A 25,269-nucleotide genomic window follows, 5' to 3' on the forward strand; every position below is an offset into this window, starting at 1 on the left:
CGCCGGATTCCGCCCCCCGCGCACGGATAATCAGGAGGCGCGGCGCGCGGCAGCGGTCTGAACCGGCGCCATCACGCCCTGCGCCCGGGCCGCCACATCGCCGATGAGCACGACGACCGGACCCTCCGGGCGCTCGTCGGCCAGCATCTGGGGCAGGGCGCCCAGCACGGCCGTAAAGGCGCGGGCGTGCGGGTGGCCGGCGTTCTCGATGGCGATGGCCGGCGTCTCGGGCGACCTGCCCTGGGAGATCAGTTCGGCGGCCACGGCGGCGAGCTGGTCGCGCCCCATGTAGAGCGCCAGGGTGGTTTCCCGGTCTGCCCCGGCGGTCCAGCCGGCGGCGGCCCGGCCTTCCGTGAGGGTCGCGGTGGCGACAAGCAGTCGCCGGGCCTCACCGCGATGGGTGAGGGGGAAGCCGAACTGGGCCGAGGCGGCGCTGGCGGCGGTGACGCCGGGCACGACCTCGGTCTCGACGCCGTGGGCGGCCAGGAACTCGATCTCCTCGCCGACACGACCGAAAACCGAGGGATCGCCGCCCTTCAACCGCACGACCTGAAGCCCGCGCCGCGCCAGGCGCAGCATCAGGCGATTGATCGTGGACTGGGCCATGCTCGCCTTGCCGGCCCGTTTGCCGGTGCGGATCTTCAGGCAGGCGGCGGGCGCCAGGGCCAGCACCTCGTCCGAGACCAGGGCGTCGTAGAGCAGCGCCTGGGCGCCCTCGATGGTGCGGAGGGCGCGGACGGTGAGCAGGTCGGCGGGGCCGGGGCCGGCGCCCACCAGGCGGACGCTTCCAACAGGGTCATGCGGCATCCTGGATCTCCGGCTTCGGGGCGGCGGCGAGCATGCGAGCGATCTCGGGCCGGCAGGAGCCGCAGCTCGTGCCCGCCCCGGTGGCCTCGCCCACGGCGTCGACCGAACAGCAGCCCCCCGAGATGGCGGCCGCGATCTTGCCGGCCCGCACGCCGCGGCAGGCGCAGACCACAGGCGAGAGGTCGGCGGTGCGGCCTGCCGGTCTTCCCATCAGCAGCGCGCCACGGTCAGCGGGCGACAGGGCGTCGAGGGCGAACAGGTCGGCCAGCCAGTCGCGGGGCGGCAGGCGCCCGGAAGTGGAGAAGAACAGCACCCGCTCGATCCGGCCATTTTCCAGAACCGCCTCCCGGCGCGCGCCGGTGGCGGCGTCCTCGAACAGCAGGACGTCCTCGGCCGTGGATCGTCCGAGAGCCTTGCGGAGCGCGGCCCGCTCGGCCTCGTCGCCCCGGCCGGCGAACTCGTGGAGCTGGCAGGCCGCCTGGGGAATCCGCCGCCAGACGAGGTCGAGCCCCGCCGGCGCCCGCACGGGCTCGCGCGACAGGAAGAACCCTGTCCAAGTCTCGCGATAGGGACGGACGCGGGCAGGGGTGTGCTTGAACTCGGGCTGGCCCGAGCGGGAGTCGACCCGGGCCGCGACCAGCGGGTTGGCGCGCCCATTCGGCGCGTAGGCCTCGGTCCAGTGCAGCGGCAGGAAGATCGCGCCCGGCCGTTGGCGGTCGGTGACACGGGCGATGGCCACCGCCTCGCCCCGTCGGGTCTGCACGCGGGTCAGGCGGCCGTCGGCGATCCCCAGCGGCTCGGCGTCGGCGGGATGCAGCTCGACGTAGGGCTCGGGCGCGTGGCGGCAGAGCTCGGGCGCAAGGCCGGTGCGGGTGAGGGTGTGCCAATGGTCGCGGACGCGCCCGGTGTTCAGCGCCAGGGGATAGGCCGCGTCGAGCGCCTCGGCCGGGCCGCGGGCCGCGACGGGAACCATGCGGGCGCGCCCGTCGGGCGTCTGGAAGCGGCCGTCCGTGAACAGGCGCGGCGTGCCCCCCTCTGCGGTGACCGGCCACTGCACGGGCTCCAGGGCTTCGTAGGCGTCGGGGGTGATCCCGGCGAGCGGGCCGAGGTTGAGCATCCGGCCGTCATTCTCATAGGCGGTCAGGCGGGCCCACTCGCGGAAGACCTGGGCCGGCGAGGTCCAGTCGAAGCCCTCGAAGCCCATGGCCGTGGCGACGTCGGCGACGATGCGCCAGTCGGCGCGGGCCTCGCCCGGCGCCGGGAACAGGGGCCGCTGGCGGCTGATCCGGCGTTCGGAATTGGTGACCGTGCCCGACTTTTCGCCCCAGGCCAGGGCGGGCAGCTTCACATGGGCGAAGGCGGTGGTGTCGGTCTCGGCCATGCAGTCGGAGACGACCACGAACGGACAGCGCTCCAGCGCCTCGCGCACCCGGCCCGCGTCGGGCAGGCTGACGGCGGGGTTGGTGGCCATGACCCACAGCGCCTTGATCCGGCCCTCGCGCACGGCCTCGAAGAGGTCGACGGCCTTGAGGCCGGGGGCGGCGGCCAGGGTCGGGGCGCCCCAGAAGCGCTGGACGCGGGCGCGGGCCACGTCATCGAAGTCCATGTGGCCGGCGAGGGTGGTGGCCATGCCGCCCGTCTCGCGTCCGCCCATGGCGTTGGGCTGGCCTGTGATCGAGAAGGGGCAGGCGCCGGGCTTGCCGATGCGGCCGGTGGCGAGGTGGACGTTGATGATCGCCGAGCCCTTGGCGACCCCCTGCGTCGACTGGTTGGCGCCCATGGAGAACAGGCTGACCGTCCGCGGCGTCTCGGCGAACAGGCGGTAGAAGGTCTCCAGGTCGGCGGCCGGCACGCCACAGTCGGCGGCGACCGCGTGGACCGACTGGTCGGAGCCGGCGAGCTCGGCCTCGACGTCGGCGAATCCGGAGACGTGGGCTGCGATGTAGCCCCGATCGACCGCGCCGCGCCGGATGATGTCCGCGAGCAGGCCATTCCACAGGCGCACGTCCGTCTGCGGGGCGATGGGCAGGTGCAGGTCGCAGCCCTCGGCGGTGTCGGTCCGGCGTGGGTCGATGACCACGTGCCGCTGGCCGCGGGCGCGGGCCGTTTCCATGCGGCGGAACAGGACCGGGTGGGTCCAGGCGGCGTTGTGACCGGAGAAGATCACGAGGTCGGCCAGGTCCAGGTCCTCGTAGCAGCCTGGGACGAGGTCGGCGCCGAAGGCCAGCTTGTGGGCCACCACCGCCGAGGCCATGCATAGCCGCGAATTGGTGTCGATGTTCCCCGAGCCGATGAAGCCCTTCATCAGCTTGTTGGCGGCGTAGTAGTCCTCGGTGAGGAGCTGGCCCGAGACGTAGAAGGCGACCGAGTCCGGCCCGTAACGGGCGACGGCCTCCGAGAACCGGCGGGCCACCAGGCGCGTGGCCTCCGTCCAGCTCGCGCGGCGCCCGGCGATGGCGGGGTGCAGCAGCCGGCCCTCCAGGCCCACCGTCGAGCCCAGCGCCGAGCCCTTCGAGCAGAGGCGGCCGAGGTTGGCGGGATGCGCCGGATCGCCCGCCACCGTGAGCGCGCGGCCCTCGGCGACGCCGGCGACCCCGCAGCCGACGCCGCAGTAGGGGCAGGCGGTGCGGGTCGTCACACCGACCCCAGCAGAATCCGGCCGTCCTCGACCCGCAGTGGCACGGTGGGCGCGCAGCCCTTGCCGCGGTCGGCGCCGAGGAACTCGCCGCTGGCCAGGTCGATGGCCATGGCGTGGAGCGGGCAGGTGACGGCGTGGCCGTGGACGATGCCCTGACTGAGCGGGCCGCCCTTGTGCGGACAGGCGTCGCGCAGGGCGAAGATGCGGCCGTCGCCGGTGCGGAACACGGCGACGTCGCCCCGGGGCGACGGGACCCTCCGGGCCCCGCGCAGGGGGATGTCGGTGACCGCGCCCACGTCGGTCCAGAGCGTGGGATCCTTCACGTGCGCGTTCATGCGGGCTCCATCTCCAGGCGGCGGCTGAGGGGGTTGAACTCATGGGCGTCGCGGCCCGCGACCCGCTGCGCCCAGGGGTCGATCCGGTAGAAGCGCTGCGAGAACTGGAAGCGGTCGTAGAGCTCGCGGCGCGCCTCGGGGTCCTCGATCCGCGTGCGGGCGGCCTCCAGCCCGGTGCGGTCCAGCCACTTCCAGACCCGCTCCAGGTACCAGGCCTCTTCCCGATAGAGCTGGGCGAAGGCGCAGATGACCCAGACCACTTCGTCCTCGGTGGCGACCTTGGTCAGAATCTCGGTCTTCCTGACCTCCAGGCCGGCCGCGCCGCCCACGTGGATCTCGAAACCGCTGTCGACGCAGATGACCCCGATGTCCTTGCAGGTGGCCTCGGCGCAGTTGCGCGGGCAGCCCGAGACGCCGAGCTTGACCTTAGCCGGGGTCCAGGAGCCCCACATCACCTTCTCCAGGCGCACCCCGAGCCCCGTGGAATCCTGGGTCCCGAAGCGGCACCAGTCCGAACCCACGCAGGTCTTCACCGTGCGCAGGGCCTTGCCGTAGGCGTGGCCCGAGACCATGCCGGCAGCGTTGAGGTCGGCCCAGACTGCCGGCAGATCGTCCTTTCTGACGCCCAGCAGGTCGATCCGCGCCCCACCCGTGACCTTGACGGTGGGGATGGCGAACTTGTCGGCGACGTCGGCGATCGCGCGCAACTCGGCGGGGCTGGTGATCCCGCCCCACATGCGCGGGACCACCGAATAGGTGCCGTCCTTCTGGATGTTGGCGTGGACCCGCTCGTTGATGAAGCGCGACTGCTTGTCGTCCCGGTATTCGGCCGGCCAGGCGCAGAGCAGGTAGTAGTTCAGCACCGGGCGGCAGGTGGGACAGCCGTCGGGCGTGGACCATTCCAGCGCCTGCATGACCGCCGGCATGGATTTCAGGTCTTCGCCGACGATCCGCTCGCGGACCTCCTGGTGGCCCTTCGGCGTGCAGCCGCAGACGGGCTTGGGGCCGGACTGGACCTGGAAGGCGTCGCCCAGGCTGTGCTTCAGCAGCTTCTCGACGAGCGGCGTACAGGTCCCACACGAAGCCGAGGCCTTGGTGTGGGCGCGCACGCCTTCCAGTGTGGAGAGGCCCTGGTCTGCGATCGCGCGGACGATCTCGCCCTTGCAGACGCCGTTGCAGCCGCAGACCTCGGCCGTATCGGCCATGGCGGCAACGGCGGCGCTAGGGTCCAGGCCGGCGAGCCCCTCCGTGGCCGCCTGGCCGAACACCAGCGTCTCGCGGATGTCGCTGACGTCCGCGCCCGAGCGCATGAGGTCGAAGTACCAGCCGCCGTCGGCCGCATCGCCGAACAGGACGGCGCCGGCGACCTTGCCGTCCTCCAGCACGATGCGCTTGTAGACGCCGCGGCCCGCGTCGCGGAACACGATGTCCTCGCAGCCCTCACCGCCGGCGAAGCGGCCGGCCGAGAAGACGTCAACTCCCGAGACCTTCAGGCGCGTTGAAAGCACCGAGCCCTCGTAGGCGGCCTGGCCGTCGGTCAGGGTCTCGCCCAGCGTGCGGCACATATCCCAGATGGGCGCCACCAGGCCGTAGCACTGGCCGCGGTGCTCGACGCACTCGCCGACTGCGAAGACGTTGGGATCCGAGGTGCGCAGGCTGTCGTCGACAATGACGCCGCGGCCCACCTCCAGCCCCGCCACGCGGGCGAGGGCGGCGTTGGGCCGGATGCCCACCGACATCACCAGGAGGTCGCAGGGCAGCACCCGGCCATCCTTGAGCTTCAGGCCGGTGACCTTGCCCTCCTCGCCGAGGATCGCCTCGGACTGGGCCTCGAGCACGGTATCCACGCCACGTTCAAGCATGGCCTGGGTCAGCAGGAAGCCCGCGGAGGCGTCGAGCTGACGCTCCATCAGGACTTCCATCAGGTGGACGACTGTGGCGGCCATGCCCCGGCGCGCCAGGCCATAGGCGGCCTCGATGCCCAGCAGTCCACCGCCGATGACCACCGCCCTGGCGTCGGGTTTAGCCGAGGCGGTGGCCATGGCCTCCACGTCATCGAGATCGCGGAAGGTGACGACGCCTGCCAGGTCCGATCCGGGAAGCGGCAGGCGAATGGGGTCTGAGCCGGTGGCCAGGACCAGGCGGTCGTAGGGCCACGTCCGGCCGTCGGCCACACGTATCAACTGCTGCTTGAGGTCTATCGCGTCTACGGCGAGTCCGGCGTGCAGGATGATACCGTTGTCGCGGTACCAGGCCTCGTCGTTGATGACGATGTCGGCGAAGGTCTTCTCTCCGGCCAGCACCGGGGAGAGCATGATCCGATCGTAGTTCACCCGCGGCTCGGCGCCGAAGATGGTGATCTCGTAGCGGCTTGGGTCGCGCTTCAGCACTTCCTGCACCGCTCGGCAGCCGGCCATGCCGTTGCCGATGACGACGAGCTTTTCCTTACGCATCGCCACCTCCTAGAGCCGCAGGCCGCTGGTCTGACCGGCGAGTTCCGGCCAGGTCCGCCGCCAGCGGGCCTTGACGCCCGTGAGGCCGGCGAGGGCGAGGAGCGCGAGGCCGGCGAAGGCCAGGAGCCCGATCTGGTACGAACCGGTCGCCTGTTTGGCCCACCCCAGGCTCGAGGCCAGGTAGAAGCCGCCGATCCCGCCGGTCATGCCGACCAGGCCGGTCAGCACGCCGATCTCCTTGGCGAACCGTTGCGGGGCGAGCTGGAACACCGCCCCGTTGCCGGCGCCGAGCGACATCATCGCGAACATGATCAGCGCCAGGGCGAGCCAGGGGCTGGGCTGCTGGAAGCTGGCGAGGGCCAGGCCGAGGGCCGCCAGGACATAGACCACCGACAGGGTCCGGACGCCGCCGAAGCGGTCGGCGAGCGCGCCGCCCACAGGCCGCAGGAAGGATCCCGCGAAGACGCAGGCGGCGGTGAAGAAGCCGGCGGTCACGGCGGGAAGGCCGTACTCGGCGTTGAAGTAGATGGTGAGCGAGGACGACAGGCCCACGAAGCCGCCGAAGGTGACGCTGTAGAGGCCCATCAGCCACCAGGCGTCGCGGGTCTTCAGGACGGCCATGTATTCCGGCAGGGTCTTGGGCGCCGGGCGGCCGGGTGCGTCCTTGGCGAAGATGACATAGATCACGAAGGCGACGGCCAGCGGCAGGGCGGCAAGGCCGATCACGTTCTGCCAGCCGAAGGCCTGGGCAAGGCCCGGAGCGAACAGGGCGGCGAGGGCCGTGCCCGAGTTGCCAGCGCCGGCGATGCCGAGCGCCAGGCCCTGGTGCTCGGGCGGATACCAGCGGGAGGCCAGCGGGAGGGCCACGGCGAACGAGGCCCCGGCGACGCCCAGCACCACGCCCAGCGCCAGGACCTGGTGATAGCTGTGCACACCTAGGAACCAGGCGACGAGCAGGCCCCCCAGCACGATGAGCTGGCCGATGATCCCGGTTTTCTTGGGACCGATGTGGTCGACGAGCAGGCCCGCGCCCAGGCGCAGGAGGGCCCCCGATAGCACTGGAACGGCGACCATGAAGCCCTTCTGAGCCGGGGTCAGGCCAAAATCCTTGGCGATGGCGACGCCGAGCGGCCCGAGGATCACCCAGACCATGAACGAGAGGTCGAAGTAGAGGAAGGCGGAGGCGAGCGTCGGCGTATGCCCGGCCTTGAAGAAGCTCTTGCTGACCATTGGAATGGGCCCTGCACGCGAGGTTGTGGGGAACTGGCGGCGTCGCCGATGGGTCGGAGATGGCTCGTCCTCGAGCCGGTCCGGGGGCCGCGAACGCCGTTGTCCTGGGCCTGATCTCAGATGTGCCTACGGTTGCGGCGGCCGTCACCCGATCGCGAAGCCCGGCCGGCGGCGGCAATGCTGCAGCGCAAAAATTGGGCGCCCCGCGGCGGCGAGGCGCCCGGAAAAGAGGCTATGCCGCGGCGCGAATGGCGCCGTGTCGGGCGTAGAGAAATTCGATGACCGCGTGGCGCGCGGCGACATAGGCGGGCTGGCCATCCACCTCGATCCGGCGGCGAGGACGGGGCAGATCCACGGTGACGATGTCGCCGATGGTGGCCGCGGGCCCGTTGGTCATCATCACGATCCGATCCGAGAGCAGCACCGCCTCGTCGACATCGTGCGTGATCATGATCACCGTGTTGCCGAGCTTGGCGTGGATCTCCATGACGCTGTCCTGGAGATTGGCGCGGGTCAGGGCGTCGAGGGCGCCGAACGGCTCGTCGAGCAATAGCACCTTGGGCTCCATGGCCAGCGCCCGGGCGATGCCGACCCGCTGCTTCATGCCACCCGAGATCTCGTGGGGCTTCTTGTCCTTGGCGTGGGTCATCTGGACGAGCGCCAGGTTCTCCAGCGTCCAGGCGTGACGTTCGGCGCGGGTCTTCCTGCCTCGGAACACCTTGTCCACGGCCAGGCGCACGTTCTCGTAGACCGTCAGCCAGGGAAGCAGGGAGTGGTTCTGGAACACCACTGCCCGGTCGGGTCCCGGCCCGTCGACCGCCTGGCCGTCAAGGATCACGGCCCCCATGCTGACCGGGATCAGGCCGGCCACCACGTTCAGCAGGGTGGACTTGCCGCAGCCCGAGTGCCCGATGATCGAGATGAACTCGCGACGGTCGACGGTCAGGTCCACGCCGCGCAGGACTTCCGAGGATTTGCCGGCGCTCCCGAAGGCGACGCCGAGGTTCTCGATGGAGAGATAGGCTCTGCTCATGTTCCGGTCCTCAGCTCGCGGCCGCGCCGCGGGAGACGATGCGGCCGAGGAGCGCGACGAGCCGGTCGAGGGCGAAGCCCACCAGCCCGACCCAGACCAGGGCCACCACGATGTCGGAGATGCGGGACGCGTTGTACTGGTCCCAGATGAAGAAGCCGACGCCCACGCCGCCCAGCAGCATCTCTGAGGCGACGATGGCCAGCCAGCTCATGCCGATGCCGATGCGCAGGCCCGTGAAGATGTAGGGCGTTGCGGCCGGCAGCAGGATGGTCACGAAGTATTCCGGCGGCGACAGGCGCAGGACCCGCCCCACGTTCACGTAGTCCTGCGGGATGTTGCGGACGCCGACGGCGGTGTTGATCACGATCGGCCAGATGGCGGTGATGAAGATCACGAAGAGCGCCGAGGGGTTGGCCTCGTGCAGCGCGGCCAGCGAGATCGGCAGCCACGCCAGCGGCGGCACGGTCCGGAGCACCTGGAAGATCGGGTCGAGCCCGCGGTGAGCGAGGCGACTGGATCCAACCAGGACACCCAGCGCCACGCCCACCACAGCCGCGAGGCCGAAACCGATGGCCACGCGCTGAAGACTGATGAGGGCATGCCAGAACAGGCCCTTGTCGACGCCGCCGCGGTCGAAGAACGGATCGACGATGAGCTCCCGGCTGTCGCGCCAGATCGCGGCCGGCGAAGGCAGGCCCGCCGCGCTGTCGGCGGTGAGGCCCTGCCAGACGGCCAGCACGACGGCGAGGGTCGCCAGGGGCGGCAGGACGACGCCGGCGAAGTCCCGCGCCCCGGCCACGAGGCGGCCGGGCGGGAGGGCGGACGTCCGGGGCAGGGCGACGACATCGGCGGGGAGCGGCTCCCGCCGGTGCGCCGGCTCGGAGGTCATGGAGGTGTCCAGGGCGGGCAGGCTCATGTGCGGCCTCCTCAGGCGAGCTTCTTGATGGGCTGGCTGGCGAGGTAGGCGCCCGGGTTGGCCGGATCGAACACCTTGCCGTCGAAGAACCGTTCCGCCCCCCGGCTGTCGGAGGCCGGCGCGGCGACGCCCAAGGCCTTGGCGGCGGCGCGCCAGATGTCCGCGCGGTTCACCTTGTTCACCAGGGCCATCTTGTTGGTGGCCTGGGGCAGGACCCCCCAGCGCACGTTCTCGGTGACGAACCAGAGGTCGTGCGACTTGAAGGGGAACGAGGCGTTGTCGGCCCAGAACTTCATGATGTGGGGCGAGCCCTTCACCGCCCGGCCGTCGCCGTAGTCGATGGTCCCCTGCAGGCGGGGCAGGATGTCGCCGATCGGCACGTTGATGTACTGGCGGCCCGAGACGGTGGAGCACATGGCCGGCCGGTTGGCCTGCTTATCGCACCACATCTGGGCCTCCATCACGGCCATGGTCAGGGCCTGGGCGGCGCGCGGATGGCGGGCCACCCAGTCGGCGCGGACGCCCAGGCACTTCTCGGGATGGTTCATCCAGAGTTCGGACGTGAGGCAGGCGGTGTAGCCGACCTTCTGGTTCACGAGCTGGCCGTTCCAGGGCTCGCCGACACAGAAGGCATCCTGTGTGCCCGCCTTCATATTGGCCACCATCTGGGGCGGCGGGATCACGATGGTGGAGACGTCGACATCAGGGTTGATGCCGCCCGCGGCCAACCAATAGCGCAGCCAGAGATCGTGCGTGCCGCCCCGGAACGTCATCGCCACCTTGGCGACATTGCCTGCGGCCTTGAGCTGGGCGAACCGCGCCTTGGCTCCGGCGCTGTTCAGGCCGACCTTCACGGCCTTCAGATCGTTGCCCACGCTGATCGCCTGGCCGTTCACATTCAGCCGCGCCAGGATGCTCATCGGCACCGGCTTGCTGACGTTGACGCCCGCCGTGAACTGGTACGGCATCGGAGACAGAATGTGCGCGCCGTCGATGCCCCCGCCGGCCGAACCCAGGGCCAGGTTGTCGCGTGTGCCGCCCCAGGACGCCTGCTTCAGCACCTCCACGTCGGGCATGCCGTACTTGGCGAACAGGCCGCGTTCCTTGGCGATGATCAGGGGCGAGGCGTCCGTGAGCGCGATGAAGCCGAGTCGGGCCTTGGCGGTCTCGGGCCCCGGCCCGGCGGCGAAGGCGCCGGAGGGCAGGGCGGCCTTGGCCGCGGCGATGGTCGCGGCGGCGGCGGTGAGCGCCTGGCGGCGATTGAGCGTGCTGGTCATGGCGGAGCCTTCCGTCAGAGCTTGTATTCGAGGGTGAACCAGACCTTCGTCCGGGAGGGGGGCGGGGCCGCGCGGCCGGCGCGGACCGGGCTGTCGTCGCGTTCGAAGTCGGCGTACTTGAGCGCCGCCGAGAGGCGCGGATTGATGGTCCCGACCACCTGGGCATCCCACTCGTGGCCGAGGTGCGCGCCGGTCCGTTCGGCCGAGAAGTCGTGGTAGCGGACCAGGACGTCGAGGTTGAACAGGTAGGGCCACTTCCAGCGCGGCTTGACGTTCAGCGTCACGTTCAGGTCCTCGATCCCGTCGACGAAGCCCTTGTTGCCGCCCAGCGGCTGGACGAAGGCGTCGGACCAGCCCTGGAAGGCGTGGGTGGTGGCGAGGGGCGTGGTGAAGCCGCGCGCGCCGTTACCCTCCAGCGCCTCGTAGCCGAGCCGGGCGGTCCAGATGTCGAACGTGGCGGCGAGGTCGGCGGACCAGTAGTCGAGGCTGTAGTCCGGCGTGTTTCCGCGATAGTCGCGCTGGTTGCCGTAGGTGGCGCTGTAGGCGAGCTGATAGAGCCCGAGCCAGGCCTTGCCCGACGCCTTGATCCCCTTGGTCGCCGAGCTGTTGGCGGCCGCGTTCCCGAAGTCGAGCACATAGGCGAAGCCCTGCAGGCGGAGCTGCTCCGCCGGCGACCAGGTGATGTTCAGCAGGTGGCTGTCCGAGTCCCAGTCGCGCAGCTCGGCGAGGATCCGATTGACGTGGGTGACATAGGCATAGGTGGCCTTGAACCGGCCCCACGCGCCGTCGAGCCGCAGGGCGTCGAAGGTCTGCTCGTCCTGGCGCCAGCCGACGTTGCCGACGAAGCGCTGGTCGTCGATCAGGATGCGCTGGCGTCCGATGGTCGCCTGGACGGCGGCGTTGGGCGTCCAGGTGAGCTGCAGGCGGTTGAGCTCGGTCCCGTCGGGATCGTTGATGATCGGGTAGCGGGCCTTGGCGGCGCCGTTGATCGGCGCGCCGGCCGCGCCGGGGACCTGCACCTGGAAGTGCTCGGGGCCGACCTGGCGGACGTCCTCGAACTCGATCAGGCCTTTCAGGCCGTGCCAGTCGCCGGTCTCCCAGCCGAGCCGGGTTCGCACCGTGGCGGCCTCGCCGTTCTCGGTGAGTATCGCCGTGCGCTTCTGGTCGACGGTCTCATAGCGGCCGCGAACCTCGAACAGCAGCTTACCGGCAAGGATGGCGTCGCCGGGCGAGCCGAAGCCGGACGGCCTGGCTGGCTCCGGAAGCGGCGCTTCAGTAGGGGGCGGCGTTTCCTGGACGGCGGCGCCTTCTGCCGGCGCGTCGCTCAGTCCATCGGTATCAGGCGGCGCGGTCGCTTGCGCCTCCGTCGCCGGCGGCGGTTCCTGGGCCGCAGCGGCCCTGCCGATGGCCAGCGCGAGCAGTGCTCCGCCAGCCATCAGGCCCCTCTTCAGTCGTGTCATTGGCTATCCCCCGAAGGCCAAAAAAAAGCGCCCGCCCAGGGAGTGGGAGCTCCCCAAGCGGACGCCGGTGTCCGTTGCAATTCGGCCGGGCGTCAGCCCTGCCGTCGGCCTGTCAGCGGCCGGCGCGGAACGTCGTTGCCCCGCGCTGTCGTCATCAGATCGACATGGGCTTCGCGGCGCCGCAACACGGCTTCGGCGAGCAGGGGTCGGATTCCTGCGTTCTTTCGGGGCGGCGCCCAGCGCCTGGGCGCCTGCTTATGCTGCAACGCACAGGAAACGGGCGCTCAGTCCCTGGCGAGGCGGCTCAGGGGCGCGGCGGCGGCCTCCTGCGCCGAGTCCTCCAGCCGGTAGCGGCCGGTCGCTCCGAAGCCCTCCAGGAGCGCCACTGGCTGCGCGACGGGTAGCCCGAGGGCCTCCATCGCCTGGGCATGCAGGTCGGGGCGGTAGATCCGCCGGGCTACGGCCGGGATGTCGAGGTCGGCGGGCAGGTGTCCCCACCGCATCATCTGGGTGAGCAGCCACCCGGCGTGCGCCGGCGCGGGACAGGTGGCGCCGTCGGCGTAGAAGATCATGTCCGAGAGCGAGCGCTCGATCACCGCGGCGTCCGCGGCCACATAGCCCGGCTGGGCCAGGATCACGGCCAGCTCGGCTCGGTTCGTCGGCGTATCGACCCAGGCGGCGGCCCGGGCCAGCGCGCGCAGAAGCGCCTGGAGCGCTTCGGGATTCGCTTCGGCCCAGGCTTCGGTAACGGCGAAGACCTTGTCCGGCGTCCGCGGCCAGATCTGGGAGCCCCGCACGGCGATCATCCCGGCGCCCGCCGCCACGGCGGCCGTGTCCCAGGGTTCGGTGACGCAGAATCCCTCGACCACCCCGTCGACCAGCAGACCGGTCATCCGCGAGGGTGGGGCGACCACGAGGCGGATGTCGCGGTCCGGGTCGATGCCGGCGGCGGCCAGCCAGTCGCGCAGCAGATAGTTGTGCGTGGAATAGGGAAAGACCACGGCCAGGGTGATCGGCGAGGCGCCTTCTTCCCGCCGGCGGGCGACCAGCCGCGCGAGGCCGTCGGCGCGGCCGTCCTGGCCGACGGCGCCCGCCAGTCGGGATGAGAGCGTCACCGCGGGACCGTTGAGCGCCAGGGCGAAGGGGGCGATCAGCGGGGTCGGATCACTGCCCGCCACACCCAGCGAGATCGCCAGCGCCGTCGGCGACAGCATGTGCGTCCCCTGCAGGGCGCCCACCGCCATCTTGTCGCGCATGGTGGCCCAGGAGACTTCGCGCGAGAGTTCGACGTCGAGGCCCTCGTCCGCGAAGAAGCCCCTGGCCTCCGCGACGATCAACGAGGCGGCGTCGTTCAGCGCGATGAAGCCGAGGCGGATGCGTTCGCCCATCATGCGTCTCCCTTCAGGACGCCGGCGAACGCCAGCAGATCGGCCGCCACCGCCCCGAGCGGGCGGCCGGTGTCCATCGACAGCTTGCGCAGCAGCCGATAGGCGGCTTCTTCCTCCAGCCCGCGCTCCTTCATGAGCAGCGCCTTGGCCCGCTCCACGGTCTTGCGCGAGGCCAGGTCGGCCTTGGCCTTCTCCAGGTCCTGGCGAAGCTGGTTCATCAGGGCGAAGCGGCTCATGGCCACCTCCAGCACCGAGCGGACCCGCGCGGCCGACAGGCCGTCGACCACATAGGCCGAGACGCCCGCCCGCACGGCCTCCTCCGCCAGGCCGGCCTCGGACCGGTCGACGAACATGACGACCGGCCGCGGATTGGTGGCCGTGGCCTCGCGCAGGCTCTCGATGGTGTCACGGTCGGGGCTGTCCGAGGCGACCACGACGACGTCCGGCTCGAACGCCGCCGCCTCGCGATGGTCGAAGACGGCGCAATGGCGCACGTCCAGCGGCTCCACGCCGGCAAGGCCTTCCGCCACCAGGGCGGCGCGGGCCGGATCCGGATCGACCACAAGGACGCGCATGCGGCTGACTAGGCTCGCCGCAGCCCTCCGGGGGATGGAGTGCGGCGCCGGTCGGGGGCATTGAGGCCGAAAACGCCGTCATTTTGCGCAGCCGGCGCCTGCCAGATGAGCGAATTGCCTGTCGGCGGGGCGTCTCAGCCCGCAGCGGCCGGCTCGTCCGGCCACTCGGCGGTCTTCAGGACGCGCTCCAGGGCCAGCAGCATGCGAAGCCGGGAGTCGTCGTCGGGCGCCGCCTCCAGCCGGTCGCCCAGGCGAGCCAGGATGTCGGCGCGGGCGTTGTGCCAGTCCAGCGTGGCGGCGCGGTGCGGCGCCAGGCGCGGCTGTCCCTCGACGACCGGCTGGGCGGCTTCGCGGCTGAGGTCGAAGCACTGGTCGAGCACCGGGGTGGAGATCTTCGCCGGATAGAACCCCGCCTTCTCAAGACGTTCGGACAGATCCTTGAGCGCGTCGGGCTCGCCGTGGGCGAGGAAGATCTGGCCACGGATCGGCTGGCGATCCTGCGCCCACTGGACCAGCCCCCTGGCGTCGGCATGGGCGGAATAGACGTCCATGGTGCGGATGCGCGCCTTCACCCGATAGTCTTCGCCCTGGATGCGGACCAGCTTCTTGCCCTCGACGAGCAGCCGGCCCAGCGTGCCCACGGCCTGGTAGCCAGTGATCAGCACCGTCACCTCGCGCCGCCACAGCAGGCGCTTCAGGTGGCCCCGGATGCGGCCGGCGTCGCACATGCCGCTGCCGGCCAGGATGATGTGCCAGTCGCGCAGTTTCTCCAGGCGGTCGCTGTCGCCGGGCTTCATCAGGTAGTGCAGGTGCGGCGCGTGGCGCAGCGTCGTGAACGGATTGGTCTCGGTGTCGCGGTTCCAGCCGCGATCGAGGAAGACGTCGGTGGCCTCGATGGCGAGGGGCGAGTCGAGGAAGATCTCGGCCTGCGGCGCGTCGCCGGACTCCATGACGGCCAGCAGGTCCAGCAGCAGTTCCTGGGCGCGTCCGACGGCGAACGTGGGCATCAGCAGCGGCCCGCCCGCGGCGTGGGCCTGGCGCAGTTCCTCGGCCAGCTGGCGGCGGCGCTCGGCGGTGTCGACCCGCTGGCGCTCGCGGTCGCCGTAGGTGGACTCCAGGACGAGGTGGTCGATGCCGGACGGGCCGATGGGATCGGGCAGGTAGTCCTGGCCTCCGGCCCCGAGGTCGCCGGAGAACAGGATCCTCACCGGATCGTCGCCTTCGCCCACGATCACCTCGACGGAGGTGGCGCCTAGCATGTGGCCGGCGTTCCAGAAGCGCGCCCGCACGCCCGGCGCGACGTCGACGATCTCCTCCAGCTTGACCTTTTCGAACAGGTCCATGGTCCGGCGGGCGTCGCGCTCGGTGTAGATCGGCTCCACCAGCGGGCGGCCCCGGTGCTGGTTGCGGCGGTTGAGGAAGTGGACCTCGCTCTCCTGGATGCCGCCGGCGTCGGCCAGCATCACCGCGCAGAGGTCTCGCGTCGGGGCCGTGGCGTAGATGGGTCCCTGGTAGCCGGCCTTCATCAGCTTCGGCAGCATGCCGGAATGGTCGATGTGGGCGTGGGTCAGGAGGACCGCGTCGATGGCGCCGACGTCGAACGGGAACGGCTCGTAGTTGAGGGCCTTGAGGGTCTTGGGCCCCTGGAACATCCCGCAGTCGATGAGGATGTTGAACCCGTCACCGGAGAGCCGCGCGCAGAAGCCGGTGACGCACTCGGCCGCGCCGTGGAAGGTGAGGTTCAGGCCCATGTCGACTCCCGCACTTGCCGCCAAGCTTGCCGGCGACCGGACGTAGCACGTCCAACGCTGGTGGGTAGCGCCTCCGCCGACGCGGGGAATTGATCTCGCGCCAGATGGGCCTCGACTCTCGCCGCGTAAGCCAGGGAATCCAGGAGAAAAGTCCCGTCAGACGGGCGCGTGATTGGGAGGCCTTCGTGAACCTCGACTTTTCCGACGACCAGAAGCAGCTCCAGGCTCAGGTCCGCCGCTTCCTCGGCGAGCGCTGCACCCCCGCCACGGTGAGGGCGATCCTGGAAGGCCCGGAGCCCTTCGATCGGGCCTTGTATGCGGGCCTTGCCGAAATGGGCGTGCTGGGCGCGGCGATCCCCGAGGCGTACGGCGGCGTCGGCCTCTCGCACCTGGAGCTGTGCCTGTTCGCCGAGGAGCTGGGCCGGGTGATCGCGCCCGTGCCGGTGGCCTCGTCCATCTATCTCGCCGCGGAATTCCTGCTGCAGGCGGGTTCGGAAGCGCAGAAGAAGGCCTGGCTGCCGAAGCTCGCCAGCGGCGAGGCCGTGGGGACCTTCGGCCTGGTGGAAGGCCAGGGGCGGATGACGCCGGCCAAGGTTCAGGTGACCGCGCGCGACGGCCGCCTGACCGGGACCAAGACCCTGGTCGCCGATGGGATCGCCGCCGACCTGGCCGTTGTCGCCGCGCGCACCGGCGCCGGCTCCGGACCCGAGGCGGTCTCGCTTTTCCTGGTCGACCTCAACGGACCTGGCGTCTCCCGCAAGCCGCTGGAGACCATCGACCCGACCCGCAGCTATGCGGCGATCTCCTTCGACGGCGCGCCGGCCGAGGCGTTGGGCGGAACCGGCGACGGCTGGCACATCGCCTCACAGGTCCTGGACCGCGCCGCGATCCTGATGGCCTTCGAACAGGTGGGCGGCGCCGACCACGCGCTGGAGATGGCCCGCGACTACGCCCTGGAGCGGATGGCGTTCGGGCGGCCGATCGGCTCGTTCCAGGCCATCAAGCACATGCTGGCCGACATGTACGTGGCCGCGACGCTCGCCCGGTCCAACTGCTTCTACGGCGCCTGGGCGCTGGCGACTGGCGCGGCTGAGCTGCCGGTGGCGGCGGCGACGGCGCGGGTCTCGGCGACGACCGCCTTCCAGCAGTGCGCCAAGAACAACATCCAGGTGCACGGGGGCATGGGCTTCACCTGGGCCTTCGACTGTCACCTCTACTACCGCCGCTCAAACGCCCTGGCCCTGGCGCTGGGGTCGCTCTCCACCTGGGAGAGCCAGCTCATCGAGCGCATGCGCGCCGGCAACGTGGAAGCAGCGGCTTAAGGATCGGGAGCGGAACATCATGGATTTCGACGACACACCCCAGGAAGCCGCCTTCCGCGCCGAGGCCCGCGCGTGGATCGCCGCCAACGCTCCCAAGCATCTCGAGGACGAGCTGAAGCGCGCCAGCTTCGGCTCCAGCGCGGTGGAGAGCGAGGATCCGCTGGCCGCCGCCAAGGCCTGGCAGAAGAAGAAGGCCGAGGCCGGCTGGGCCTGCCTGCACTGGCCGAAGGAATACGGCGGCGCCGCCCGCTCGCCGATCGAGCGGGTGATCTGGGGCCAGGAAGAGGGAGCCTATGGCGCGCTCTCGGGGCCCTTCATCATCGGCCACGGCATGTGCGGCCCGACCGTCATGGCCTGGGCCAGTGAGGAGCATAAGCGCCGCCTGCTGCCGCCGCTGGCCTCGGGCGAGGAGATCTGGTGCCAGCTCTTCTCCGAGCCCGCCGGCGGCTCGGATCTGGCCGGACTTCGGACGCGCGCCGTGCGGGCCGATGACGGCTCGGGCGACTGGATCGTCTCGGGCCAGAAAATATGGACGAGCGGGGCCCAGCACTCGGATTGGGGCCTGTTGATCACCCGCACCGACCCGGACGTGCCCAAGCACAAGGGCCTGACGATGTTCTTCCTGCGGATGGACTCGCCCGGCGTGGAGGTGCGGCCGATCAAGCAGGCCAACGGCGCCTCGGGCTTCAACGAGGTCTATTTCACCGACGTGCGGATCCCCGACGACCAGCGCCTCGGCGCGGTGGGGCAGGGCTGGGAGGTCTCGCTGACCACCCTGATGAACGAGCGGTTGTCGATCGGCTCGGGCATGTCGACCGGGTTCCCCGAGCTGTTCCGCTTCTGCATGGAGGCCGAGATCGACGGGGCTCCGGCGGTGGACGACGCGGCCGTGCGCTCGCGCCTGGCCCAGTTCGCGGTGCGCCAGAGCGGCCTGAAGTACACCGGCATGCGGGCGATCACGGCGCTGTCCAAGGGCGAGACGCCCGGGCCGGAGAACTCGATCGGCAAGCTGGTGGCCGGCGCCACGATGCAGGACCTGGCCGCCTTCGCCCTCGATCTTCAGGGCGAGTCCGGCGTGGTCTGGGATCCGGAGGAGAGCCCGCAGAACGGCCGCTTCCAGGCCATGCTGATGCGCTCGCCCGCCACCCGGATCGAGGGCGGCTCGGACGAGATCCTGCGCAACATCATCGCCGAGCGCGTGCTGGGCCTGCCGGGCGACATCCGCGTCGACAAGACCGTGCCGTTCAAGGACATCCCGACCAGCGGCCGGGCGGCGACGAAGTAGCGCCGCCGCCCGGGCGGGGCGTCAGCCGACGCCCATGCCCTGGGCGCCCGTGCGATCGCGGGCGTCGCCGAGCTGGGAGCCGCCGTCGCAGTCGAGGATCGTGCCGGTGACGTAGCGGGCCGAGTCGCTGACCAGGAAGACGGCGCTCTCGGCCACTTCGCCGACCTCGCCGAAGCGGCGCAGGGCGATCCGCTCGGTGATGGCGCGGTCGGATTCCGGTGTGGGCGAGAGGCGGGCCATGCCCTCCGTACCGGCGATCGGACCGGGCGAGATGCCGTTCACCCGCACGCCCGACGGACCCCACTCCATCGCCAGCACGCGGATCAGCTGGTTGATGCCCGCCTTGGCGGCACAGACGTGGGCCTGCAGCATGGCCGGGTTAACCGCCTGGCCCGCCGTGATCGCGATCAGCGAGGCGCCGGGCAGGTTCAGGAGGTCGTAGCAGGCGCGGAAGACGTTGAACGTCCCGTTGAGGTCGATGTCCACCACGGTCTTGAAGCCGTTGGCCGACATGCCGAGGGCTGGCGCGACGAAGTTGCCGGCCGCGCCCGAGATGACGATGTCGAGCTTGCCGAACTGTGCCACGGCCGCCTCCAGGGCCGCGCGGGTGGCGGCGAAGTCGCGGACGTCGCAGGACAGGCCGATCGCGCCGTGGCCGATCTCGGCCGCCGCGTTGGCGGCCTTCTCGGGATTGCGACCGGCGACCGCGACCTTGGCGCCCAGCTCGGCGTAGCGCTTGGCGATGCCGAGGTTGATGCCGCTGGTGCCTCCGGCGATGAAGGCCGTCTTGCCTGCGAGCAGGTTGTCTTTGAAAGCGCTCAAATCCGTACCCCTTCTCTGATGCCAGACAGTTGGGGAGGGCGCCGGTGCGGGAGTCAAACCCTGGCGGGCGGACCTTCGGGCTTGCCGTGCCGCCGCGTCACGGGCGCAGGCTGGCCGCAACAACCCGAACGGGGAGGAACCGCATGGCCAAGACGCCCGAAGGCTACAAGACCCGCCTGGATCCCGTGGACGAGTATCCGCACGAGCCGGGGGACGCGAAGAACTACAACGAAAGCATGTACTTCAACGTCTTCGATCCGGCGAAGAAGACGGGCGGATGGTTCCGCATCGGCAACCGGCCGAACGAGAACTACGCCGAGATCAGCGTCTGCATCTACCTGCCCGACGGGCGCGTGGCGTTCACGTTCGGGCGGCCGGCCATCGAGGGCAATCGCGAGATGTCGGCCGGCGGCCTGAAGGTCGAGGTGGTGGAACCGTTCAAGCGGCTGAAGGTGACCTTCGCGGGCAAGGCCCTGCTGCTGGAGCGGCCCTTCGAGATGGCCGACCCCAAGCGCGCGTACCGCGAGAATCCCAGCGTGCCGTGCACCGTGGAGCTGGACTACGAGGGCGTCTCGCCGATGTACGGCGGAGAGACGGTGAAGGCCGATGGCTCGTCGCTGGAGATCGACCCGGAGAAGTCGTTCGCCAAGGCGCACTACGAGCAGCACTGCGCGGCCCGCGGCGTCATCACCGTCGGGGACGAGCGTTTCGAACTCGAGGGCTTCGGCCTGCGTGACAAGTCCTGGGGGCCGCGCCACTGGCAGGCGATCGACTGGTACCGCTGGTGCCCCATGAACTTCGGCCGCGACTTCGGGATGATGCTGTCGGTGATCGGCGACGGGAAGGGCGGCGCCCGGCAGGGCGGCATGGTCTTCCGCGACGGGATCTACGACCTCATCGAGGAGTGCGTGATCGAGAGCGACTGGGACGAGAACGACTACCAGACCGCCCTGCGCGCCCGGGTGAAGACCGAAGCCGGAAAGGAATATCAGATCACCGGCAAGGTCCTGTCGCTCATCCCGCTCCGCAACCGCCGGACCGCGCCGGACGGAACCGAGCTTCACACCCGGATCACCGAGGGCATGACCGAGTACCGTTGCGGCGACCTCGTGGGCTACGGGCTCAGCGAGTACCTGGACCAGATCGTGGACGGCGCGCCGAACGGGCGGAAGCTGGGATATTGAGGCGGGGCGGGGCGGCTCGCCCCGCTCATTCAAACGACTGTTCGATATTCCCGGCGATCGGGCTATTCAGGGCCGAGCGGCGCGCGCCGCTGGCCAGGAGACGCCCATGAGCTTCGACACACCCCTCAGCCTCGCTGGCCCCTTGCGGCGGCCGCACCAGATGCTGGCCGATCAGGAATACGGCGGCCACTCGTCCATCCACGACGACGCCATGGCCGAGAAGCTGGGCTTCCGCGCCGGGCCGATCGAAGGGCCGACGCACTTCTCGCAGTTCCAGCCGCTGCTGGCGAAGATCTGGGGCCAGGCCTGGTTCGAACGCGGCTGCATCTCCTCCCACTTCCTGAACATGGTGGTGGAGGGCGAGGAGGTCCGAGCCTTCGCCGAGATTCCGCCCGAGGGCGCCACGTCCACCCGCGTCTGGGCCGAGAAGGCCGACGGCACGCCGGTGCTGGATGCCAGCGCGCACCTTGGTCGTGACTCCGGGCCGACCCTGCTGGAAGCGCGGATGGCGGCGCTGAGGCCGCCAGGCAAGCTCCTGATCCTGAAAGACCTGAAGGTCGGCATGACGGGAGCCAAGGAAGAGCGGGTGCGGATGGATCCGGACCAGAACATGGGCGCGCTCTATCCCTTCAGCCTGAACCAGAAGCTGGCCGTGATCACCGAGACCTCGCCCTGGTACTCGGACGCGAAGGCCTCGCCCTGGGGCCGGGCGATCATCCCCTTCGAGATGCTCAGCGTGCTGTTCGAGTATTCCAGCCGCGAGGCCGCGTTCCCGGTGAAGGGGCCGGCGGTCGGCCTGTTCGCCGACCAGGAGATCCGCGTGATCGACGGGCCGCTGTTCGTCGGCGAGGAATATGTCCTGCGGCGCGAGATCGCGGCCCTGGCCGAGAGCAAGCGCACCGAATCCTACTGGGTGCGGACGCGAGTGTTCGACTCCACCGGCCAGAAACAGGTGGCCGAAATGCTCCTGAACCACGCCACGATGAAGAACTCCTACGCCGGCTACGCCGACGCGGCACAGGCCTGACCCGAAAGGAACCCGAGCAGATGAACGTGAAGGACAAGGTCGTCGTGGTGACCGGCGGCGCCGATGGGATCGGGGCCGCGCTGTGCCGTCGTTTCGCCAGGGAGGGCGCCAAGGCGGTGATCGTCGTGGACCGCAACGGCGAGGGCGCCAAGGCCGTGGCGGCCGGGATCGGCGGCGAGGCGGTGACGCTGGACGTGAGCGACGGCGAGGCCATGGCCGCGATGGTGGCCGACATCGAGGCCCGTCACGGCGGCATCGATCTCTTCTGCTCGAACGCCGGCATCGGCGACGGCGACCCGGAGAAGGACAACGCCGCTTCGTCGCCCGACGCCGTCTGGCAGCGGGCCTGGAACGTCAACGTGATGGCCCACGTCCACGCCGCCCGCGCGGCGATCCCCGGGATGCGCGCGCGGGGCGGGGGCTACATCCTCAACACCGTCTCGGCCGCGGGACTGCTGTCGCAGATCGGCGGGGCGGTCTATTCGACCACCAAGCACGCGGCGGTCGGCTTCGCCGAGTCACTGGCGATCACCCACGGGGACCAGGGCATCAAGGTCTCGATCCTGTGTCCCCAGGGCGTCGATACCGCCATGCTCCGCCAGGGCGACGCCGCCTCGCAGCCGCAGAACCTGGACGGCGTCCTGACGCCCGACGAGGTGGCCGAGAGCGTGGTCCAGGGCCTGGCGGAAGAGAAGTTCCTGATCCTGCCGCACCCGGTGGTGCTGACCTACATGCAGCGCAAAACGGGCGACTACGACCGCTGGCTGGGCGGCATGCGCCGCCTGCGGGCGAAGATGATGGGCGGCTGAAGATCGGGGTCAGGGCCGCCCGGCTTCGATCACCACGGTGTAGGCGTTGCGGTTGCGGGCCCAGGCTTCCTCATTGGAGGCGGGGTCCAGCGGCCGCTCCTTGCCGTAGGAGATGGTCGTGATGCGGGTGGCGGCGACGCCCCCCTCGATCAGTGCCTGCCGCGCGGCCGAAGCGCGGCGCGCGCCCAGGGCGAGGTTGTATTCCCGCGTCCCACGCTCGTCGGCATGGCCTTCGACCCGAGCCTGAACGCCAGGATTGGCGGCAAGCCAGGCTGCCTGGCGACGCAGCGTTTCGCGATCCTCCGCATCCAGCGCCGAGCTGTCGAAATCGAAGTAGACGCGATCGCCGGCGGTAGCGGCGAGGGCCTCCTGGGCGCTCTGGCTGACCGCGCCTGCGGCGGGCGGGGGCGGAAGCTCGGTGGACGGCCCGGGTTCGCTGGAGGGCGGTGCGGCAGTGAGCGCGGGCTTGGGCTTGCTCGCGCAACCCGCGAGCAGCGCGGAGGCGGCGGCGGCCAGGATCAAGGTGCGGGTGGCTCTCATCATCGGCAGGTTCCCGGCGGTTGGATATCGATGCCCGCCGGGCGTGGGCCGTTGCCGCGTCCAAAGCGAGGGAGACGGCAGAGCTCCGGTCGGCGCCTTGCGGACTTTCCGGTCGGAGATCGCCCGAGGCTCAGCCAAGCGCCAGCATAACGAAATTATAAGGTGGGTCCGCCCAGCCGACATAAGGGCTGCATAATTGACCGAACGGACCCGGTGATGATCGTGACGCCGATGTGGTGGCTGTCGTCCGACCTGCACGAGGCGAGCCCGTCTCGCATGATCCTGCGTCAGGTGCTTCGATATGCGGCGGTTGCGCCCATAGTGCTTGGCGCTACGGGCGTGGCGGAGGTGTTCTATCGGATCACGGGCAGCGACCGGCTATCGGGCATCTTCCTGGCGGGCGTCCTCCTTGCCGCCTTCCTGCTCGGTTCGGGGCCTGCCTACCTGGCCGCCGGCGCGGCCTTCGTGGTCTATTTTTTCTGGGTCGATCCTCGCTTTCAGTTCACGTTCGGCTCGCCCGAGGACTTCAACGTCCTGATGGTCTTTCTGGCGGTCTCCGTGTTGACCGGGCTGCTGACCGGCCGTGTTCGGGACGACGCTATCCGGGCCCAGGCGCGCCAGAGGGTCAGCGCGACCCTCTTCGCCGCGAGCCGGGAATTCTCGGCCAGTTCGGAGGAAGGGTTCATCCGCGAGCGCCTTGCCCATCATCTGGCGCTGGGGGCGCGCGGTGAAGCCGTCGTCGCCGACGAGGGAGAGCTTTGCGGCGCCCAGGTGGACGATCCCGCCCTGCGCCGGGCGCTGCTCGATCTTGCTTCCCACGCCGATGCGACGGCCAGGACCACGAGCCTTGATGGCTGGCGCCTGAGGCCGCTCCGCGCCGGCGGATTGAGCTTTGGGGCGGTCGCGTGGCGGCCGACGGCCGGGGAGCTGGGCGAGGACGAGCTGGTGCTTCTGGAGATCCTCGCCGACACCGGAGCCGCGGCGCTGGAGCGCGCCCGCTTGGCGGCGGCCAAGTCGGAGGCCGAGGCGCGGGCGCGGGCGGAGGACCTGCGGAACGCGTTGCTGTCATCCATCTCGCACGATCTGCGTACGCCCCTGGCGGCGATCCTGGCGTCTGCGACCAGCCTGCAGGAGTTCGGGGGAGCGTTCGACGGAGAGACCCGCGCGGACCTGCTGGCCACCATCCGCGAGGAGGCCGAACGCCTCGACGACGTGGTCGCCAATCTGCTCAACATGAGCCGACTCGAGGCCGGTGCCCTGAACTTGCGGCCCGCGCCGTTCAATGTGCCCGAGGTCGTCCGCCGGACCCTGGATCGGCGGGTCCTCGCCACTGGCCGGGTCGTGTCGACCGTTGTCGATCCGCGGACACCGGAGGCGATGGGCGACCCGGTCCTGTTCGAGCAGGCCCTGGGCAATGTGATCGACAATGCTCTCCGCTACTCGCCGCGGGGATCACCTGTGGATGTCGCAATCAAGCCGGAGGGCGTGAACGTCGTGGTCGAAGTCAGGGACCGGGGCTCGGGGGTCGCGCCCGCAGACGCTGAGCGAATTTTCGAGAAGTTCTACCGCGCGTCCACCGCCACGCCTGTTCCCGGGACAGGCCTGGGCCTCGCCATAACTCGCGGGCTCCTCGAAGCCATGGGCGGCGCGGTCAGGGTCTACAATCGAGCGGATGGGCCGGGTCTTGCCGCGCGGCTTCGGCTCAAGCAGGCACAGCCGTGAGCGACCCGCGTCTCCTGCTCGTCGATGACGAGCCCCAGATCGTCCGGGCGCTGAACCCCGCCCTCCAGGCGGCAGGCTATGACGTGGCCGTCGCGACAACCGCCCAGTCTGCGCTGACCCAGCTTGCGGCTGAACCTTCCGACATCATCGTGCTGGACCTGGGCCTGCCGGATCTCGACGGCAAACAGGTCATTGCGCGAGTGCGCGAATGGTCGGACGCGCCGATCATCGTCCTGTCTGCGCGCGATCAGGAAGATGAGAAGATCGCGGCCCTCGACGCTGGCGCCGATGATTACGTGAACAAGCCGGTCGGCGTGGGGGAGTTGCTGGCCCGACTGCGGGCGGCGCTGCGTGGCCGAGAACGGCGGTTCTCGGCTCAGGCGCGCTTCCGAAGCGGGGACCTCACGATCGACTTCGCGCTTCGGCGAGTCTGCATCGAGGACCAGGAAGTCCACCTGACGCCAAGAGAGTACGACCTGCTCCGGGCCCTGGCCCGTCACGCGGGGCGGGTCGTCACCCATCGCCAACTGATTGCCGCGGTGTGGGGCGCCGGAGCCCAGGTGGACGCCCAGTTCGTGCGTGTGTTGATCGGGCAACTGCGCCAGAAGCTGGAGGCCGAGCCGTCGTCGCCTCGCCTCGTTCGGACCGAACCCGGGCTGGGCTATCGGCTCAAGGCGGACGACGACGGAAACTGA

The 25,269-nt window shown here is 70.3% G+C and carries 21 protein-coding genes; 7 read left to right on the forward strand and 14 right to left on the reverse strand.

The genetic code is table 11. The features are described 5' to 3' along the window. Positions 1-30: 30 nt before the first annotated feature. The 12 genes from cobA to DJ019_RS17765 form a co-directional block, all read right to left on the reverse strand. Entirely contained in the window at positions 31-807 is a 777-nt protein-coding gene (cobA, locus tag DJ019_RS17710) for a uroporphyrinogen-III C-methyltransferase (protein WP_111277512.1), read from the reverse strand. Continuing rightward, positions 797-3,445 carry a nitrate reductase gene (locus tag DJ019_RS17715; protein WP_111277514.1) on the reverse strand — a complete coding sequence of 883 codons (2,649 nt, stop codon included), beginning with the start codon at positions 3,443-3,445 and terminating at the stop codon, positions 797-799. Before DJ019_RS17715 ends, cobA begins: the two co-directional genes overlap by 11 nt. Beyond that, positions 3,442-3,780, reverse strand: coding sequence for a nitrite reductase small subunit NirD (gene nirD / locus DJ019_RS17720; RefSeq protein WP_111277516.1), 339 nt, complete (start codon positions 3,778-3,780; stop codon positions 3,442-3,444). The genes DJ019_RS17715 and nirD overlap by 4 nt, the downstream gene beginning before the upstream one ends. After that, positions 3,777-6,233: a nitrite reductase large subunit NirB gene (nirB, locus tag DJ019_RS17725; RefSeq protein ID WP_111277518.1), complete on the reverse strand. Its 2,457-nt coding sequence runs from the start codon at positions 6,231-6,233 to the stop codon at positions 3,777-3,779. Before nirB ends, nirD begins: the two co-directional genes overlap by 4 nt. Positions 6,234-6,242: 9 nt before the next feature. After that, positions 6,243-7,463, reverse strand: a complete 1,221-nt coding sequence (locus DJ019_RS17730) for a nitrate/nitrite transporter (RefSeq protein ID WP_111277520.1) — start codon at positions 7,461-7,463, stop codon at positions 6,243-6,245. Between the two features lie 232 nt (positions 7,464-7,695). Further along, positions 7,696-8,496: an ABC transporter ATP-binding protein gene (locus DJ019_RS17735; RefSeq protein WP_111277522.1), complete on the reverse strand. Its 801-nt coding sequence runs from the start codon at positions 8,494-8,496 to the stop codon at positions 7,696-7,698. Positions 8,497-8,506: 10 nt separating this feature from the next. Beyond that, the gene (gene ntrB / locus DJ019_RS17740; protein ID WP_111277524.1) at positions 8,507-9,412 is read right to left on the reverse strand and encodes a nitrate ABC transporter permease; all 906 of its coding nucleotides are present in this window, start codon (positions 9,410-9,412) and stop codon (positions 8,507-8,509) included. A gap of 11 nt (positions 9,413-9,423) precedes the next feature. Continuing rightward, complete coding sequence (locus tag DJ019_RS17745; RefSeq protein WP_111277526.1) at positions 9,424-10,689, reverse strand: CmpA/NrtA family ABC transporter substrate-binding protein; 1,266 nt, start codon at positions 10,687-10,689, stop codon at positions 9,424-9,426. A gap of 14 nt (positions 10,690-10,703) precedes the next feature. Continuing rightward, on the reverse strand, positions 10,704-12,125 hold the full coding sequence (locus DJ019_RS17750; protein WP_111277609.1) for an alginate export family protein: 1,422 nt from the start codon (positions 12,123-12,125) through the stop codon (positions 10,704-10,706). Between the two features lie 308 nt (positions 12,126-12,433). Beyond that, entirely contained in the window at positions 12,434-13,540 is a 1,107-nt protein-coding gene (locus DJ019_RS17755; protein ID WP_240606531.1) for a CmpA/NrtA family ABC transporter substrate-binding protein, read from the reverse strand. Next, complete coding sequence (locus DJ019_RS17760) at positions 13,537-14,112, reverse strand: ANTAR domain-containing response regulator (RefSeq protein WP_111277530.1); 576 nt, start codon at positions 14,110-14,112, stop codon at positions 13,537-13,539. The genes DJ019_RS17755 and DJ019_RS17760 overlap by 4 nt, the downstream gene beginning before the upstream one ends. Positions 14,113-14,246: 134 nt before the next feature. Beyond that, a complete protein-coding gene (locus DJ019_RS17765; protein WP_111277532.1) occupies positions 14,247-15,863 on the reverse strand; it encodes an MBL fold metallo-hydrolase RNA specificity domain-containing protein in 1,617 nt (538 codons plus the stop codon). Between the two features lie 185 nt (positions 15,864-16,048). Between DJ019_RS17765 and DJ019_RS17770 the strand changes: the two genes are divergently transcribed. Together DJ019_RS17770 and DJ019_RS17775 are read left to right on the forward strand one after the other, a co-directional pair. Further along, positions 16,049-17,185: an acyl-CoA dehydrogenase family protein gene (locus DJ019_RS17770; RefSeq protein WP_111277534.1), complete on the forward strand. Its 1,137-nt coding sequence runs from the start codon at positions 16,049-16,051 to the stop codon at positions 17,183-17,185. A gap of 19 nt (positions 17,186-17,204) precedes the next feature. Beyond that, positions 17,205-18,470: an acyl-CoA dehydrogenase family protein gene (locus DJ019_RS17775; protein ID WP_111277536.1), complete on the forward strand. Its 1,266-nt coding sequence runs from the start codon at positions 17,205-17,207 to the stop codon at positions 18,468-18,470. A gap of 21 nt (positions 18,471-18,491) precedes the next feature. Here the strand turns inward: DJ019_RS17775 and DJ019_RS17780 are convergent, their stop codons facing one another. Then, positions 18,492-19,292, reverse strand: coding sequence for an SDR family oxidoreductase (locus tag DJ019_RS17780; RefSeq protein ID WP_111277538.1), 801 nt, complete (start codon positions 19,290-19,292; stop codon positions 18,492-18,494). 143 nt (positions 19,293-19,435) lie between these two features. Here DJ019_RS17780 and DJ019_RS17785 point away from each other — a divergent pair, with 143 nt between their 5' ends. From DJ019_RS17785 to DJ019_RS17795, 3 genes are all read left to right on the forward strand, one after another. Continuing rightward, entirely contained in the window at positions 19,436-20,476 is a 1,041-nt protein-coding gene (locus tag DJ019_RS17785; protein WP_111277540.1) for a DUF7064 domain-containing protein, read from the forward strand. A gap of 106 nt (positions 20,477-20,582) precedes the next feature. Next, on the forward strand, positions 20,583-21,503 hold the full coding sequence (locus DJ019_RS17790; protein ID WP_111277542.1) for a hypothetical protein: 921 nt from the start codon (positions 20,583-20,585) through the stop codon (positions 21,501-21,503). Between the two features lie 20 nt (positions 21,504-21,523). Continuing rightward, positions 21,524-22,312, forward strand: a complete 789-nt coding sequence (locus tag DJ019_RS17795; RefSeq protein ID WP_111277544.1) for an SDR family oxidoreductase — start codon at positions 21,524-21,526, stop codon at positions 22,310-22,312. A gap of 9 nt (positions 22,313-22,321) precedes the next feature. Here the strand turns inward: DJ019_RS17795 and pal are convergent, their stop codons facing one another. After that, positions 22,322-22,855 carry a peptidoglycan-associated lipoprotein Pal gene (gene pal / locus DJ019_RS17800; protein ID WP_111277546.1) on the reverse strand — a complete coding sequence of 178 codons (534 nt, stop codon included), beginning with the start codon at positions 22,853-22,855 and terminating at the stop codon, positions 22,322-22,324. Positions 22,856-23,068: 213 nt separating this feature from the next. Between pal and DJ019_RS17805 the strand changes: the two genes are divergently transcribed. Both DJ019_RS17805 and DJ019_RS17810 read left to right on the forward strand, forming a co-directional pair. Next, positions 23,069-24,574, forward strand: coding sequence for a sensor histidine kinase (locus tag DJ019_RS17805; RefSeq protein WP_111277548.1), 1,506 nt, complete (start codon positions 23,069-23,071; stop codon positions 24,572-24,574). Next, positions 24,571-25,269, forward strand: a complete 699-nt coding sequence (locus DJ019_RS17810) for a response regulator (RefSeq protein WP_111277550.1) — start codon at positions 24,571-24,573, stop codon at positions 25,267-25,269. The genes DJ019_RS17805 and DJ019_RS17810 overlap by 4 nt, the downstream gene beginning before the upstream one ends.

Origin of the sequence: Phenylobacterium kunshanense, from assembly GCF_003254525.1 — a bacterium.
GTDB classification, from domain to species: domain Bacteria; phylum Pseudomonadota; class Alphaproteobacteria; order Caulobacterales; family Caulobacteraceae; genus Phenylobacterium; species Phenylobacterium kunshanense.